This is a genomic window from Oceanobacillus iheyensis HTE831 (assembly GCF_000011245.1).
Lineage (GTDB): Bacteria > Bacillota > Bacilli > Bacillales > Amphibacillaceae > Oceanobacillus > Oceanobacillus iheyensis.
This window is the reverse complement of sequence record NC_004193.1, coordinates 649,967-665,790: the sequence shown is the minus strand read 5'-3', so window position 1 is coordinate 665,790 and position 15,824 is coordinate 649,967. Positions and strand designations below refer to the sequence as shown.

17 protein-coding genes and 7 tRNA genes are annotated in these 15,824 nt (G+C 35.6%); 3 read left to right on the top strand and 21 right to left on the bottom strand.

Features of this window, described 5'->3' with window-relative positions:
* Nucleotides 1–218 precede the first annotated feature (218 nt).
* A complete protein-coding gene (locus OB_RS03450; RefSeq protein WP_011065042.1) occupies nucleotides 219–836 on the bottom strand; it encodes a TetR/AcrR family transcriptional regulator in 618 nt (205 codons plus the stop codon).
* Nucleotides 837–1,067: 231 nt separating this feature from the next.
* Between OB_RS03450 and OB_RS03445 the strand changes: the two genes are divergently transcribed.
* Both OB_RS03445 and OB_RS03440 read left to right on the top strand, forming a co-directional pair.
* Nucleotides 1,068–1,655: an HXXEE domain-containing protein gene (locus OB_RS03445; protein WP_011065041.1), complete on the top strand. Its 588-nt coding sequence runs from the start codon at nucleotides 1,068–1,070 to the stop codon at nucleotides 1,653–1,655.
* Nucleotides 1,656–1,665: 10 nt separating this feature from the next.
* Nucleotides 1,666–2,310: an HXXEE domain-containing protein gene (locus OB_RS03440; protein WP_011065040.1), complete on the top strand. Its 645-nt coding sequence runs from the start codon at nucleotides 1,666–1,668 to the stop codon at nucleotides 2,308–2,310.
* A gap of 281 nt (nucleotides 2,311–2,591) precedes the next feature.
* Here the strand turns inward: OB_RS03440 and OB_RS03435 are convergent.
* The 8 genes from OB_RS03435 to OB_RS03400 all read right to left on the bottom strand — a co-directional run bounded on the left by OB_RS03435 (nucleotide 2,592) and on the right by OB_RS03400 (nucleotide 4,219).
* Nucleotides 2,592–2,675: transfer RNA gene (locus OB_RS03435), tRNA-Leu, on the bottom strand.
* A gap of 4 nt (nucleotides 2,676–2,679) precedes the next feature.
* A tRNA-Lys gene (locus OB_RS03430) sits at nucleotides 2,680–2,755 on the bottom strand.
* Nucleotides 2,756–3,134: 379 nt separating this feature from the next.
* Nucleotides 3,135–3,209: transfer RNA gene (locus OB_RS03425), tRNA-Gln, on the bottom strand.
* A gap of 5 nt (nucleotides 3,210–3,214) precedes the next feature.
* Nucleotides 3,215–3,291, bottom strand: a tRNA-Asp gene (locus OB_RS03420).
* A 23-nt stretch (nucleotides 3,292–3,314) separates the two neighbouring features.
* A tRNA-Glu gene (locus OB_RS03415) sits at nucleotides 3,315–3,386 on the bottom strand.
* Nucleotides 3,387–3,405: 19 nt separating this feature from the next.
* A tRNA-Ser gene (locus OB_RS03410) sits at nucleotides 3,406–3,496 on the bottom strand.
* Nucleotides 3,497–3,501: 5 nt separating this feature from the next.
* Nucleotides 3,502–3,576, bottom strand: a tRNA-Asn gene (locus OB_RS03405).
* A gap of 190 nt (nucleotides 3,577–3,766) precedes the next feature.
* Nucleotides 3,767–4,219: a SprT family protein gene (locus OB_RS03400; protein WP_011065039.1), complete on the bottom strand. Its 453-nt coding sequence runs from the start codon at nucleotides 4,217–4,219 to the stop codon at nucleotides 3,767–3,769.
* A 303-nt stretch (nucleotides 4,220–4,522) separates the two neighbouring features.
* On the opposite strand from OB_RS03400, the gene OB_RS03395 reads away from it, so the two are divergent.
* Nucleotides 4,523–5,986 carry a catalase gene (locus tag OB_RS03395; protein ID WP_011065038.1) on the top strand — a complete coding sequence of 488 codons (1,464 nt, stop codon included), beginning with the start codon at nucleotides 4,523–4,525 and terminating at the stop codon, nucleotides 5,984–5,986.
* Between the two features lie 48 nt (nucleotides 5,987–6,034).
* Here the strand turns inward: OB_RS03395 and OB_RS03390 are convergent, their stop codons facing one another.
* From OB_RS03390 to OB_RS03330, 12 genes are all read right to left on the bottom strand, one after another.
* Nucleotides 6,035–8,209 (bottom strand): Tex family protein, encoded by a 2,175-nt coding sequence (locus OB_RS03390; protein ID WP_011065037.1) that lies wholly within the window; start codon nucleotides 8,207–8,209, stop codon nucleotides 6,035–6,037.
* Between the two features lie 377 nt (nucleotides 8,210–8,586).
* Nucleotides 8,587–9,183 carry a SpoIIE family protein phosphatase gene (locus OB_RS03380; RefSeq protein ID WP_011065036.1) on the bottom strand — a complete coding sequence of 199 codons (597 nt, stop codon included), beginning with the start codon at nucleotides 9,181–9,183 and terminating at the stop codon, nucleotides 8,587–8,589.
* Entirely contained in the window at nucleotides 9,180–9,971 is a 792-nt protein-coding gene (gene sigB, locus OB_RS03375; RefSeq protein WP_011065035.1) for an RNA polymerase sigma factor SigB, read from the bottom strand. The genes OB_RS03380 and sigB overlap by 4 nt, the downstream gene beginning before the upstream one ends.
* Complete coding sequence (gene rsbW, locus OB_RS03370; protein WP_011065034.1) at nucleotides 9,943–10,419, bottom strand: anti-sigma B factor RsbW; 477 nt, start codon at nucleotides 10,417–10,419, stop codon at nucleotides 9,943–9,945. The genes sigB and rsbW overlap by 29 nt, the downstream gene beginning before the upstream one ends.
* A complete protein-coding gene (locus OB_RS03365) occupies nucleotides 10,419–10,751 on the bottom strand; it encodes an STAS domain-containing protein (protein WP_011065033.1) in 333 nt (110 codons plus the stop codon). The genes rsbW and OB_RS03365 overlap by 1 nt, the downstream gene beginning before the upstream one ends.
* Nucleotides 10,752–10,831: 80 nt before the next feature.
* Nucleotides 10,832–11,845 carry a PP2C family protein-serine/threonine phosphatase gene (locus tag OB_RS03360; RefSeq protein ID WP_011065032.1) on the bottom strand — a complete coding sequence of 338 codons (1,014 nt, stop codon included), beginning with the start codon at nucleotides 11,843–11,845 and terminating at the stop codon, nucleotides 10,832–10,834.
* A 68-nt stretch (nucleotides 11,846–11,913) separates the two neighbouring features.
* Nucleotides 11,914–12,315 (bottom strand): anti-sigma regulatory factor, encoded by a 402-nt coding sequence (locus tag OB_RS03355; protein WP_011065031.1) that lies wholly within the window; start codon nucleotides 12,313–12,315, stop codon nucleotides 11,914–11,916.
* Nucleotides 12,316–12,317: 2 nt separating this feature from the next.
* Nucleotides 12,318–12,674, bottom strand: coding sequence for an STAS domain-containing protein (locus OB_RS03350; protein WP_011065030.1), 357 nt, complete (start codon nucleotides 12,672–12,674; stop codon nucleotides 12,318–12,320).
* A 4-nt stretch (nucleotides 12,675–12,678) separates the two neighbouring features.
* On the bottom strand, nucleotides 12,679–13,548 hold the full coding sequence (locus OB_RS03345; RefSeq protein ID WP_011065029.1) for an RsbT co-antagonist protein RsbRA: 870 nt from the start codon (nucleotides 13,546–13,548) through the stop codon (nucleotides 12,679–12,681).
* A 228-nt stretch (nucleotides 13,549–13,776) separates the two neighbouring features.
* The gene (locus OB_RS03340; RefSeq protein ID WP_011065028.1) at nucleotides 13,777–14,136 is read right to left on the bottom strand and encodes a type II toxin-antitoxin system PemK/MazF family toxin; all 360 of its coding nucleotides are present in this window, start codon (nucleotides 14,134–14,136) and stop codon (nucleotides 13,777–13,779) included.
* Nucleotides 14,137–14,140: 4 nt separating this feature from the next.
* Nucleotides 14,141–14,425: a CopG family ribbon-helix-helix protein gene (locus OB_RS03335; RefSeq protein WP_011065027.1), complete on the bottom strand. Its 285-nt coding sequence runs from the start codon at nucleotides 14,423–14,425 to the stop codon at nucleotides 14,141–14,143.
* A 324-nt stretch (nucleotides 14,426–14,749) separates the two neighbouring features.
* Entirely contained in the window at nucleotides 14,750–15,793 is a 1,044-nt protein-coding gene (locus tag OB_RS03330) for a LolA family protein (RefSeq protein WP_011065026.1), read from the bottom strand.
* Nucleotides 15,794–15,824 lie beyond the last annotated feature (31 nt).

The following is a 15,824-nucleotide window of genomic DNA, read 5'->3' as shown; positions in this document are numbered from 1 at the left end:
CATTTATAAACTTTCTGGATATAAATATAAGGAAAAGCACGTTCCTTTTCAAGGCTTGACTTTACTACATTTTCTGATACACAGTATTCATTAATACTATCTTTGAGGAAGTAGTTGTGGAAGTACAAAAATATAAATTGTATAACCTTACTTAAATAAACCCTCGTTAGTATAACTATTTTTTTAGAACTACATTTCTAACAATAGCATGTAGTTCATTATTTTTTAATGCCAGCCGCATAATAAGCCCCATTAATTGTAATTGTGGATAGAACTTGCGCCATATGTTCTGGGGATTCTTTTCTTCCACTTTCAATCCATTCTTGAATAACACCCAAATGAGCTGAAGCAATATATGAGACAATATATTTCCCAGGAACTATTGTCTTATCTTCATCAATAATATTGTTGTAATTATTATTAAATATAGAACCCCAAATAAATTCTTTTAATCTTGAATGAAAAGACAGATCACCTTTTGGACTTAGAACTGCTTGTATGAAGTTACTGTTATCATTTATGTATTGAAAAATAATAACTGCTAGTTGAAAAGGTATTTTAGTTGTTCCTGAATGACTAAAATCGTCTATAATTTTAGGGAGGTTTTTTTTAATAAGGCTAGCCATTTCCTCTATTACTTCTTCTTGGCTTTTGATCATTAAGTCATGCTTATCTTCATAATGAACGTAAAAAGTTCCTCGATTTATCTCTGCTTTGTTTGTAATTTCTTTCACAGTAACAGCATCAAATCCTTTATCACGAATCAATTCAACAAAAGCAGTTCGAATTGCTTTCTGAGTCCTTATAATCCTTAAATCTGTATAGTTTTCTTTCATGATACCCTCCCGAAAAAATTAATGAACATAATCCTAAATATGTCTGTTAACCAACATATATCTATTTCTGTCTATTGTATAAAAGTCATTAGCAGAAGACAATATAATTAAACAACATGTTGTTTAATATAGTAATTTCCAACTCATAAAAGAAGGTGAGTATTGATGAATTTTTTAAGAAATCATTGATATAATATCGGGCTAGTATTTTTTATTCTAATTGCTTTTTACATGATTTTCTTCGGTGTTCACACGCTATCCCATATAGAGATTATACTTGTAGCATCTTTTATGGCATTGCTCATTCATCAGTATGAAGAATACGCACTCCCTGGAGGTGCTCCCGTTATAATAAACCGTGCATTGTACGGTGAAACTAAAGATTATGACCGATTCCCAGGAAACAAACAAAGTAGTCTAGTGGTTAATATGTTGGGCTGGTTAGTGTATATCATCCCTATATTCTTTCCACAATTCATATGGTTAGGTCTAGGTTCCATGTTTTTTGGTTTCTTTCAATTTTTAGGTCATGGTATACAAATGAATTTAAAAACAAAAAGTTTTTACAATCCTGGACTTTTAGCTGTTGTTTTACTCCATGTACCAATTGGTATATATTATATGATCTATGTACATTCACAAGGATTAGTAACCGGAATGGACTACTTGTACGGTATTATAGCTTTTGTAATTTCAGTCTTAGTAAGCATCGGACCCGTGAAATTATTGCAAGACAGAAAATCACCATATCCTTTAACTAATGAAGAAATGAATCGTTTTAATATTGTTGAGAAATTAAATAAAAGAGGCGTTAAATAGGAGGTAGATTATGAAGTTTTTGCTAAGGCACTTTTATAATATCAGCGCATTTATAGGGATCGCTATTATCATAGGTACAATTATTTTTTGGTCGGATTTAAGCGTGCTACAAAGGCTCGCTTTATTAAACTTAGCCGTTTTAAATTTTCATTTTTATGAGGAGTTTGGTTTTCCTGGTGGGTTTCCTATGTTCGCTAATACTATGTTTGCTTACAAAGATAGCCCTAGACCTGAAAGATTCCCTCTTAATCAAATGTCAGCATTCCTGACTAATTGGGGAACAGCTGTAGTTTTATATGTGCCACCAATTTTCTTTCCAGATACAATTTGGTTTGGTTTAGCTCCTATACTATTTGGTGGATTTGCCCAACTCATTGTCCATGGCATCGTAAATAATAAAATGCTAAAAAGTTACTATAACGCTGGATTGTTATCAGTTCTTTTAGGACATTTACCAATAGCAATTGTATATATAATTTACATTCAGACTCATAATATGGCTTCCATTTGGGATTATATTATAGGAATTGTTATTATGGTTGTTTGGTATGTTGTAGGCATTCGCATAATTATAAATAAATCACTAGAAGATATGAATTCTCCTTACCCTTTCGCACCAGAAGAAATGGTTCGTTTTAAAAATAATAAGATATAAATTTAGTTTGATGGATTTGAACAGGTTTTCTGGTTCAAATCCATCATTTTTTATTTAAATGATATATTGTACAACTAACCTGCTCTTTAATGGAGTAGAATCTAACGTTTAATCATTGAATGAACACTATCTTTTAATTTAACTTTCACTGACCAATCTAGACTGGTATGCTGAAGTTAATAAACTGGATATTTAGAGAGTATCAGATACTCCTTATTAGTTTTCAACACAAAAATACCAACAGGCTCTCGCCCATTGGTATTACTGGTTTCATATGAAGATGCGGTCAGTGGGATTTGAACCCACACGGGCTATACGCCCACTAGGCCCTCAACCTAGCGCGTCTGCCATTCCGCCACGACCGCAAAATGGTGAGCCATGAAGGATTCGAACCTTCGACCCTCTGATTAAAAGTCAGATGCTCTACCGACTGAGCTAATGGCTCCGATTAAAAATACATGTAAAACAGAAATTATTTAATATACATGTGGTGATTCGTCATGTTGCATGATATTTCAATGAGGCTGCATTCCTCACAAGCCTGCACATATTCGACCTAAGTAATGACCCCTGTATCTTCAAGTTTATTCAAGAAGTATATGCTTCGGGGTTACTCGATGCTAACTCGGCAGAAGTTTCGCTCAAAAAAATGTTCGTCATGTTGCATGACATTTCAATGAGGCTGCATTCCTCACAAGCCTGCACATAGTAGTTATTCAACGATGTTAGCGGCTTGCTCTACCGACTGAGCTAATGGCTCTTAGATAAAAAACAATAAAAAAATACTATTACTGCTAATAGTATTGTACCTTCAAAATAAAAAATGGCTGGGCCACTAGGATTCGAACCTAGGGTACACGGGATCAAAACCCGATGCCTTACCGCTTGGCTATGGCCCAACTTATGGCGGTCCGGACGGGACTCGAACCCGCGACCTCCTGCGTGACAGGCAGGCATTCTAACCAACTGAACTACCGGACCAATGTTTATTTTATTTAGAAGGATGACCCGTACGGGATTCGAACCCGTGTTACCGCCGTGAAAGGGCGGTGTCTTAACCGCTTGACCAACGGGCCATTATTTAAGTAAAAGTAATGGCGGAGAAGGAGGGATTTGAACCCTCGCGCCGCGTAAACGGCCTACACCCTTAGCAGGGGCGCCTCTTCAGCCACTTGAGTACTTCTCCTTTAATGGCTCCACAGGTAGGATTCGAACCTACGACCGATCGGTTAACAGCCGATTGCTCTACCACTGAGCTACTGTGGAATAATAACTATGTATTGCTTCATTGAATAATTACGGCAACGAAAAATATCATACTACATATTTCATTGATTGTCAACAAGTTAATACATATTTTTTTAAATCATCTGTTGTGTTGCTTGTCTCACTAACTGTCAGCTTTATTAATTTAACACGGATAGATATTTATAGTCAATACTTCTGTTGAAAAAAATTAAATTTCCTTTAAACTGCCTCTGCATTTGCCACACCTATACTTTCTCATATTAACCTTTCTTACTCTTTTATACACAAAACCACATTGAATACATTGATATTTATAACGATATTCTCTCTGTTGTGAAGGTAGTGGCGAACAATGCCTTGGAGATCCTGTAGCTTTTAAGAGCTCTTTAAAATCACGATCTCCATGTTTATATCCTTTCCCTTCTATATGAAGGTGATAATGACATAACTCATGTTTTATTATTCCATAAAACTCTTCTTTATTACTCTCTAATACATATTTCGGATTTAGTTCAATTACCCTTTTACTCGGCAGGTATCTTCCACCAGTAGTTCTTAAACGAGTATTGAAATACACCTTGTCTATAAAATGTTTATTAAAATACGTTAAGGATAGCTTATCGACTAATTCGAACAATTCTATATCACTAGGAAGTTTCATTTAAAATTTCACCCTACCTTACCAATAACTATATTTCTAGTTTAATATATATTAGTATCATTTCCTATTATATGAAGCAAAAAAACACACCTATCTAGTTCTATTTTATGTAATAAAAATGCTTCAATTCAAAGATTACGAATACGAACAATCAATAGTTAATTGTTTATCCTCTATACAAATCATTCCTATATTCATTTGTTATTTAAAATAATTGTAATTAAATATTGATTTTTATCTGGAGTATATTATAATATTAAGTGTAGAAGATTTAATACTTAATGAATAGAGAGGAGAATTACATTGAGTAATAAAAGAAACACATTAACAACTGCTTCTGGAGCTCCAGTAGGCGATAACCAAAACTCAATTACAGCTGGTCATAACGGACCTACACTACTACAAGATTTTCATTTACTAGAAAAGCTTGCTCATTTTAATAGAGAACGTATCCCTGAGCGTGTTGTACACGCAAAAGGTGCAGGTGCACATGGATACTTCGAAGTTACAAATGACGAAATATCTAAGTATACAAAAGCTGATTTCCTTAGTGAAAAAGGTAAACGCACGGATATGTTCATCCGCTTCTCTACAGTTGCTGGTGAGCAAGGTTCAGCAGATACTGTACGTGACCCTCGTGGTTTCGCGGTTAAATTTTATACTGAAGAAGGAAACTACGATTTAGTTGGTAACAATACACCTATCTTCTTCATTCGTGATGCGATTAAATTCCCAGATTTTATTCACACACAAAAACGTAATCCACAAACTCATTTAAAAGATAAAGACATGGTATGGGATTTCTGGTCATTATCTCCAGAATCATTACACCAAGTTACGTATCTTCATAGTGACCGTGGTCTTCCAGCTACATTGCGTCACATGAACGGATATGGAAGTCATACGTTCAAATGGGTGAATGCAGAAGGAGAAGCATTCTGGGTTAAATATCACTTTATTAGTGAACAAGGAATTAAAAACCTAGACCCTGCTCTAGCAGATAAAATTGCTGGTGAAAACCCAGATTACCATACAGAAGATCTATTTAATGCAATCGAAGAAGGCGATCACCCTGCTTGGAAACTATATGTACAAATTATGCCTTACGAAGATGCAAAAACGTACAAATGGGATCCATTTGATGTAACAAAAATCTGGTCTAAAAAAGACTACCCTCGTATTGAAGTTGGACGCATGGTATTAGATCGTAATCCGGAGAACTACTTTGCAGAAGTAGAACAAGCTGCATTCTCTCCTGGTCAATTCGTACCTGGAATTGAAGCATCTCCAGATAAAATGCTTCAAGGTCGTTTATTCGGTTATTCTGATGCACATCGCTACCGTCTAGGAGCAAACCATCATAGTATTCCAGTAAATCGTCCTAAAAACGAAGTAAATAATTATCAGCGTGATGGCTTTATGAGCGTAGATGGTAATGGCGGTAACAAGCCAAATTATGAACCGAATAGCGTAAATGGCCCTACAGAAGATAGTGAAGCTAAAATCAATCCATTTGAAATTTATGGTCAAGCAGATAGTGTAACTTACGATAGTGATGATCACTATACTCAAGCAGGAGATCTTTATCGACTTATGTCAGCAGATGAAAAAGATCGTCTAGTTGAAGCATTTGTAGGTCATATGACTCCAGTTACTAAAGATGAAATTAAACTTCGTCAAATCGAGCATATCTATAAAGCAGACGCTGAATGGGGAGAGCGCGTAGCTCAAGGTCTTGGGTTACAAGTTCCAGAAAGCGTAAAATAATTCTTGATTAATAGTAAAGCATGGCTCTTGTTTTAAGAGCCATGCTTTTTATTTACCATCATTTCCAACCATCGTTAAGGCAATTCTACCTTTTTGTACATCGACTTGATCAACCCAGACTGTCACCACATCTCCAACTGAAGCAATATCCATTGGATGTTTAACGAATTGCTTTGACATCTTCGAAATATGCACAAGTCCATCTTGCTTAACACCAATATCAACAAATACGCCAAAATCAACTACATTTCTCACTGTTCCTTGTAGTTCCATACCTGATTTTAAATCTTCCATATTCATGACATTCTTTTTTAACAATGGTTGAGGGAAGTCATCACGTGGATCCCTTCCAGGTTTCCCTAGAGCTTCCATTATATCTTCTAATGTCGGTAACCCTATCTCTAATTTCTCAGCAGTAGCTTTTTTATCTATATTATTTAGATCCTGTTGTAACTTTTCACTACCGATATCATTCTCTGTATAGCCTAACATTTGTAGTAGATTTTTTGTTTGATCATAGCTTTCCGGGTGAATTGGAGTGCGATCAAGAATAGTGTCTCCATCAGGAATTCTCAAGAACCCTATTGCTTGCTCATAGGTTTTCGCTCCAAGTCTTGGTATTTTCTTTAATTGCTTACGGTTCGTAAATTTCCCTTCCTCATTACGCTGCTTTACCATATTATTCGCTACTGTTTTACTTAATCCCGATACATATTGCAATAATGAAGAAGAAGCAGTATTTACATTTACACCAACTTGGTTAACCGCTGTTTCTACTACGAATGACAACGAACCGGATAACTCTTTTTGACTCACATCATGTTGGTATTGACCTACTCCGATCGATTTCGGATCAATCTTTACAAGTTCTGCTAAAGGATCCTGTACACGCCTGGCAATAGACACCGCACTTCTTTCTTCAACTTGGAGATCTGGGAACTCTTCTCTAGCAAGAGGAGATGCGGAATAAACACTTGCACCAGCTTCGTTAACAATAATATATGGTAAATCTAACTCTTTATTTCGGATAACATCGGAAATAAATTGCTCTGTTTCACGAGAAGCCGTCCCATTTCCAATAGCTATTAATTCTACACTAAACTGTTCAATGAGTTGTAAAACAACTTTTTCTGCACCTTTGACATCATTTTTCGGAGCTGTTGGATAGATCACCCCAATATGATGAACTTTTCCAGTCTCGTCTACTACAGCTAGTTTACAACCCGTTCTAAATGCAGGGTCAACGCTTAAGACAACTTTCCCTTTTAACGGTGGCTGTAATAATAGGTTTTTCAGATTAACAGAGAACACTTCAATAGCTTGTGCTTCTGCTTTCTCTGTGAGTTCATTACGAATCTCTCGTTCGATAGATGGCTGGATAAGTCGTTTATAGCTATCCTCGACTGCCGCTTTCAAAGAATTGGTAATTTGTTCATTACTATTATTTTTAATCGTTTGCTTCTCTAAATAGGATGTAATTTGTTCAACAGGAGGTTCAATTTGTACTTTTAGTATTTTTTCTTTTTCCCCTCTGTTCAATGCCAAAATACGATGAGATACTAATGAGCGCACTGCTTCGCTATATGAATAGTACATTTCATATATGCCTTTTTCATCGTCCTCTTGTTTTTTCACTTCCGATTGAATGAGTCCACGCTTAAAGGTAATATCACGGATGTAGTCACGGTATTTGGCATCGTCAGATATCCATTCTGCGATAATATCATTTATACCTTGCAATACATCCTCCGTTGTATGTAATTCATGTTCTTCAGAGAAATATTGCTTTGCCTCTTCTTGTAAATCAATATCCTTCTCTTGTGACCAAACGAGAAGCGCCAAAGGTTCTAATCCTTTTTCTTTCGCAATAGTAGCTCTCGTCCTGCGCTTTTGCTTATACGGGCGATATAAATCTTCTACTCGTTGTAATTGCGTAGCTGCTTTTATATCATTTTCTAGCTCTTTCGTAAGTTTTCCTTGTTCTTCAATGATTCGTAGAACTTCTTGCTTACGTTCAGAAAGGTTAACTACATAATTCCATTTGTCTTGAATTGACTTAATTTTTACTTCATCTAATCCACCGGTTACTTCTTTACGATACCTTGCGATGAAAGGAACCGTATTTCCTTCATCTAGTAATGCAATGACTTTTTCAACAGTAGTTGTTGCCACTCCAGTTTCATTCGTTACGATTTTTAACAAACTTTTATCTATTTCAGACATTACTACTCCTCCTTGAATATACTATCTATTTTATCAAAAACTTCACCTTAATCCTAATTTGGATAGGTAATGACTTCCGTTCCAATAAAACAAAAGCCCAAGCGTCCATTTACGTATGTTTTGCGCCCCTGTTTTTCAAGGGGTGGTTCGACTGGTCGAACTTCTTTATTTCTTTGAGATAAAGGAAACACGATAAGTGGCATCGCAAGGGCATAAGTTCGATTTAGCCTCACAAAGAACATTCGGCCCAATAGGTGATGGGCGCTTGCGCTGGACGTTGCTAAATAACTTCGTACGTTTATCCACAACTGCTTCATTTTATAATCACCTAAAACACAAAAAAGCTGATTTCATAATTAGTTAGTTATGAAATCAGCTTATTTCTTAAAACGCATTGCAATTAAAGTAGTATCATCTTGCCTTATTTTATCCGTAGTCTGCCGGTAGGTATCAATTATTGTATCAACATTAGAATCAACAAAAAACTGCTGAGATAGTTCTTTATCATGCACTCCATCTGAAAACATGATTAAGTTTGTGTTTTTTCTGAGCTCATATGTCATTACTTTACATTTTCGATTAAAACTACCAAGATAGCCAGCGTTAGGGATATTTCGCTTTTTCTTTTTCCCTTCTTCTAAGACCATGATTCCAATATTACCAATCGAAGAAAATGCCGCTATATTGTTATCGAAATTTATCTTTAATATTCCAAGGACGACTCCTCTTTTTCCAGCTAACTCTCCATTACATACACGAATAATTTCTTCTACTGGTGCTTGAACTTGGCTTTTAATAATATCAATCACAACCTGAGATGACTCCTTGGCAATCTCTCCGCTCCCAAGTCCATCTGCTATTACACATAGAAATTCATTTTCCAACTCTATATAAAAATAGCTATCTCCACATTCATAATTCCCTTTTTTTGGTTCTTGAAATACAGAGACATCTACATGTTCTCCAGAAATCAATCTAAAACCTCCGTACTCTCCGACTGAATCGCTTCCCTAAGCTTTCTTAAAGAACGACGTTGTAGTCTAGAAACGTGCATTTGAGATATACCAAGAAGTTCTCCTGTTTCCTTTTGACTCATATTTTTAAAATACGTACATTCTAATATTTGTTGTTCTCTTTCTGACAAGATCGGAAGTATTTTTTCGAGCATCATACGTTGTTCTACATTATCATAACCGTCTTCACTATTACCTACTAGATCTAAAATAGCTACTGTACTTCCGTCAGAATCAGCTTCTATTTTCCGGTCAACGGATAATGCTTTATAGCTCTGCCCCATTTCCATCGTTTCTAAAACTTCTTCTTCTGAAGTTCCAATATATTTTGCTATTTCCGCCACTGTAGGTGACTTCTGGTTATCGGTAGTTAATTCATCTACCCCTTTTCTAATTTTAGGTCCTAATTCTTTAATACGCCGTGGCACGTGTACACTCCACGTTTTATCACGTATAAAGCGTTTAATTTCACCAATAATTGTTGGTATTGCAAAGGATTCAAATGACTTACCATAGGTTGGATCATATCTTCTTACCGCTGCCAGCAAACCAATCATTCCAACTTGTACTAAATCTTCATGAATCGCACTATTTTTGGAATACTTTCTCGCGATGGACCCCACTAAATCTTGATACTTCAAGACAATTTTCTCTTGTATTTCTTCATTAGTTGGATCTTTCTGTAGATATTCAATCCATTGGTAAACCTCATCTCCCCCTTTATTGTGTGGTTGAGATTTGGTCGTCATCCATGTCCACCTCTTCTTCTGCTATATATTTAGACATCATAATCATTACGCCATATTGATTATTGATTTTTACATCGTCCATTAGAGCTTCAATAAGAAATAACCCAAACCCACCTTCTCTTAGTTTTTCTACTGGTTCTTCTGGGTGGTATGGCCCTGTTTCTTGTTTAATTTTTTCTAAATCAAAACTTTCACCACGGTCAGCGATCATAATTTCAATATGATCCTCATATATACCAAAACCAATGTTAATCTCACCGGATTCATTATCATTGTAAGCATGATTTACCGCATTTGTAATTGCTTCAGATACCGCAACTTTTAGATCCTCTATCGATTCGTACGAAAAGCCCATACGGTTAGCAACTCCCGATAATGTAAGGCGCGCAACACCAACATATTCAGGTTTTGCTGGAACTTTCATTTCAATATAATCATAATTACTCATTATTCATTTACACCTCTAATCGCCGCTTTAATCTGAATAATTTCATCTAAACCTGTTATTTCAAAGATGCGGTAAACTCTATCTTGAACATTAATTAATTCAAAATTACTTTTACTTTCTTTGGAAGCTTTAAGTGCACTTACAAATACTCCTAAACCTGTACTATCCATATAATTAACTTCTTCTAAATCAACTTGTATATTATTGGAAGAATCTTTTACTAATGGTAAGAGTGTTTCTTTTAATTTTGGAGCAGTATAAGCGTCAATTTCTCCTGCTACTTTTAAGACAACTTGACCATTACTTTCTTCCGTACTAACTGATAAATTCATTGCGTACCTCCTCAATCTTCATAAAATGATTAGTAATATATTATTAAACCTTATACTTATGTACCCCACCATAGAAAAAGTCAAACACCTTTTCTAATGGCAAATAATGTAAAATCATCTCGGAGCTGAAATCCTTGTAGTTTTTCAAAATGTTTATAAACATTCTCAACCATCTCTTGAGCAGATAAATGTGCGTATTTACGTATTACTTGTAATACTTCTTCGGTTTCAATGAAACGGTCTCCATCACGACACTCTGTGACACCATCAGTTAGCAAAATGACCATGTCATTTTCTTTCATCGTCAAATTAATCTCTTCGTATGTTGCGTCGGGCATAACACCTAACACTAACCCTTTCATCTTTAACTCTTCAAACGTATCCGTTTCTGCATGATAAAAATAACCAGGTTCATGGCCTGCTGAAGAAAAACGAAGTATATTTTCTGTCGGATGGTAATGTGCATAACACATTGTAATAAACATACTTGGGTCAATATTTCTTTCTACTACTCGGTTAAGATTTTTTAAAATAGTACTCGGACGCATTGTTTCCTCTGGATAACTATCAATAGCATACTTAATCATCGACATACAAAGTGCCGCTGGAATCCCTTTGCCAATAATATCCGCAATCGCAATTCCAAAAGTGTCGTCGCTCCCTTTAACAAAATGATAATAGTCGCCATTCATCTGATGTGCAGGTACACTTATAATTCCTAAATCCACACCATCAATCTCTGGCTTGTTTGTACCGAGCAACGTTTTTTGCATATTGGCTGCAATAGCTATTTCAGAAGTTAACACATCTTTTTCTTGTCTGAGATTTGTTACTTCTTGTAGCGCTAAACCATAAAAAATCATCGCTTCTAATAAAAAGTTCATGGAGTGCTTATAATCCTCCGTTAAATCTTTATTTAAGCTCTCCATTGCTTGTATATGGAGGTTAATGATTTCTTCAGGTAAGATATTCTTTTTTATAAAATCCTTACTTACCTTCTCAATCCCGTACAAAGCTTCCTCATCTTGAGAGTGAATATATTTATCCAGCAAATCTTGATATCTTTTTGTATTATTTTTTATCGTCTTTTCCATTTGATTATCCCCCGTAATTTATAATTAGAGGAAAATTATACTAGTTTTTACTGTGATGTAGGCTATCTTTATCTTATCCACTTCACAGCTTTTATTCTTGTACCTTTTCCTATTTCGGATTCAATATCAAAGTCATCCATTAACCTTTTCACACCTGGGAGTCCTGCTCCTAACCCTCCGGAAGTAGTATAACCATCTTGCATAGCACGACTAATATCACTTATTCCAGGTCCGTTATCTAAAGCAATCATGCATAAACCTTGTTTCTTTTCACCTTTAATAACTTCAAAACAAATCTTACCGTGCTCAGCGTATAAGTATATGTTACGAGCTAATTCTGATATTGCTGTTGCAACTCTCGCCTGGTCAACCGTTCCGAAACCTACTTGCTTTGCCATCTCACGACCAAGTTGTCTTGCCCCAACAATATCCCACTCTTTTTTTATATTCACGCAGGATTGTGGATCCATCATTATACCTCCAGTTCCTGTTGAAGCTTAACTAATCCTTGTTCTAAATCTAATGCTGTTGGGACATTTTGCATATGGATACCTAAATCAATTAAAGTCATTGCAACAGCAGGTTGAATACCAGTAAGTACAACTTTCGCCCCCATTAAATCCGACATTGATACAACGTCTCCAAGCACCTTCGCTATAAACGAATCTATTATATCAACAGAGGTAAGATCAATTACTACTCCTGATGCTCCTGTTTTATGGATTTTATCTAATAAATCCTCTTGAAATTGAATTGCTGTTTGGTCGTCTATTTCTGTTTGAATAGAGATAAGTAAGTAGTTATGAAGCTTTAAAATTGGAATGCGCATATACTTATTCTCCTTTCAAGGAATTTATGATTCCTTCAATATCAGACTCGCGATTTTTTAAATCTATAACCTCACGTCCAGTAAGTTCTAATGCTTTCGTAAATCCTTTTTTCAATGAACTCTGTGTTGGGAAATTACTTAAATCAATTCCTAAGTTTACAATTGTTTGAGCAATTTCAGGACGAATTCCAACTAAAATACATGTAGAACCAATTAATCGAACGGCTTCCGCAGCTTGAATAATATGATGTGCAACCATCGTATCAACTACCGGAACACCTGTAATATCTATTAATACAACCTCTGAATTGTGTTTTATCGTACCTTCCAGAAGATTCTCCATAATTAACTTTGCTCTTTCTGTATCAATCGTTCCAATTAAAGGCATTACCGTAATACCTTCCATAACAGGAATCAGTGGGGCAGATAATTCTTGTAAAGCAACACGTTGCAACGACAGAATATTCTCCCAGCTGCCAGAGTATTCATTCACTAACTGGCGAATAAGAGGCTCCACCCACTCATCAACACTAGATAAAATCATTGAGAATTGGTTAGAATCAATTACTTCGGATTGACTAAGTAAATACTCTGTTGACACTCTTCGAAACACCTGTAGTCCATCTGTTAAATAACTCAACGGCCATCCTAGATTTATGATCTTTTCAGAAAAATCTTCTACTTCCTTAGACGAACCTTGATTACGAATACTTGTAAATATCACATTGACAAACTCTCGATTTGTACTTTCATACAATTCGTCTGATATAGTCGCAGTATAATTACCTGTCTTTAATGAGTTAATTTCTGCTAGCCAATTTTCAACAATGGAATCACTGTTCTCTATAAGGAGCTCTCTAAACCCTCGTTTCATGCTTTCTCTACCTCCACCAAAATAATTTAAATTAAAATTTAGACATATTGTTACATTTAATGTGATTTTGTGCAATTAAAATACACAAATTATTATGTATTTGAACTTATCGTCCTTTAAGTATAACACAGATACAGTACCTAAAAACATTTATAGCTTCGTATAATAATCGACATCCTTCTTAAAAGAAATAGACAAAAAAACTCCTTACTCAAAAAGAGTAGGAGTTTATCCACCATATACATCTTTTAAGCCGAGGCTTATTTCTAATGCCTGATTAATTTTAATCATCATTTCCTTATCTAATTTCGTAATTTTATCCGTTAAACGCTGTTTATCCAACGTCCTGATTTGTTCCAAAAGAATTACGGAATTCCGATCAAATCCATATCGCTTTGCATCAATCTCCACATGGGTTGGTAATTTTGCCTTTTGAATTTGTGCTGTTATCGCAGCGACAATAACAGTAGGGCTGAAACGGTTACCGATGTCGTTTTGGAGAATTAGGACAGGCCTTACCCCACCTTGCTCCGATCCAACAACAGGGGATAAGTCAGCGAAATATACCTCGCCTCTTTGAACGATCAAATTGTTACACCCCGATCACAGAGCGCTCTAGGGTGTTTTCAGCCTCCTCTTCAGCTTGAAAGGCCTCAGAAGCAATCGTCAAATTAATGCGTCCCATTTCTTCATAACCACGCTGCATAGTTTCGTGGAAGCGCTGAATATGCTCTTCTTTTTTATGGTTTAAATAAATTTGCGTTGCTTCACAAATAAAATCGCTTAGATCGCTATTTTCATATTTCATTAACCCATCCACCTCACTTAGTAGGTTCTTTGGCATCTTCACCATGATTTCTTGTAAACTTTCTGACAAAACCATGCACCTCCAACAACTGTTAACGAACGATATTAAATTCTATTTTATAATAGCATTCCATCGGTCGATTTGCAAAGGGGTTCTGGCGATTTTGTTAAAAAAATATATGAATTTGTCGTTTATTCCTGCAGAAATGGTGGTATATGATGTTAGTTATACTTCTTTAAATGTTTCACTTATCTTTTGGAACTCCTGTAAAATATATGCATAAATATTTCAAACATGCTAAAAGATTTGTACTAAGAGTAAAAGAGGAACTACACTAAACACCTGTAGACAAAGGAACAGGCCCCAATTATTGTGAGCCTGTTATTATCTCTTTTATTTTACGACCTGTCCTTGCACCGATTGTGCTACTTGAATCATTTCTTCTCTTGTAAGTTCGTCACTAGCAAGGGTATAATCTACCCCTCCAAATGTCCATTGAAGTGTATTCTCTTCCAATGCTCCAATTGTATTTCCAAGGTTAATAATTTCTCCATTTACCTCTTGTGGTTGAGAAATTACATTTTCAGATAATCTCTTTTCTTCCACTAAAGTAAAGTTTTTCTCGCCTTCAAACGTTAGAATGACACGAGCACCATCTTCCATTTCAACTTCTTTTTTACTTGTATTCTCCGCACCCGCAGTAAATTGTGGATATACAATCATTAAGTCATCCGTAACACTGCCGCTCGCTTCCACATCCTCTGAAGCAGAAGATTCTTCTCCTTTATTACCTGCACCTTCCATATTTTTCTCCATTGAAAAATCGTCTTCTGCGAATGTCGGATCTAATTCAAAACTGGAGAATGTTACATTCACTAATGCATTGCCATCTTTATCTAATACTTTTACCATCGCTGGGGTGAATGCATCTTTATCGAAATAAACTTCCTGATATGGAAGGTTATTATTACTTTGATAATTTGTTTTTGTCTTAAAGACATAATGATTATCTGTTGATTCAAAAGTAGCCTCTGGATCATTTACTACATCTGTTACCAATGATTGAAACAGATATGGCTGGCTGCTATTATCTGGCCACTCTGTCTGGAATTTAAAACTTTTATCTAAAGCTGGAGTTAACACAAATACACCATCGTCGTTTTTCAATATAATTTGGCTTTCCTGCTGATCCATACCGTTCTCTAATTTCACTCGATATTTATTATCTTTTTGGAACCATACATCAATTGCAAATGTTTGTTCCTCTGAACCAGTATTCATGGCCATTTCAGCAGTTGCCTTATAACCTTCCAAATCTTCCGTGGTTTCTTGAAGTTTTGCTACAACATCTTCTTGTGATTTTTCACCACATGCTGCCAGCAAACCTACAATAGCTACTAATATAAATGCTACTTTAAAAGCATTGTGTTTTTTCATCAGCATATCTCCCTTGTCTCAATTAACAAAG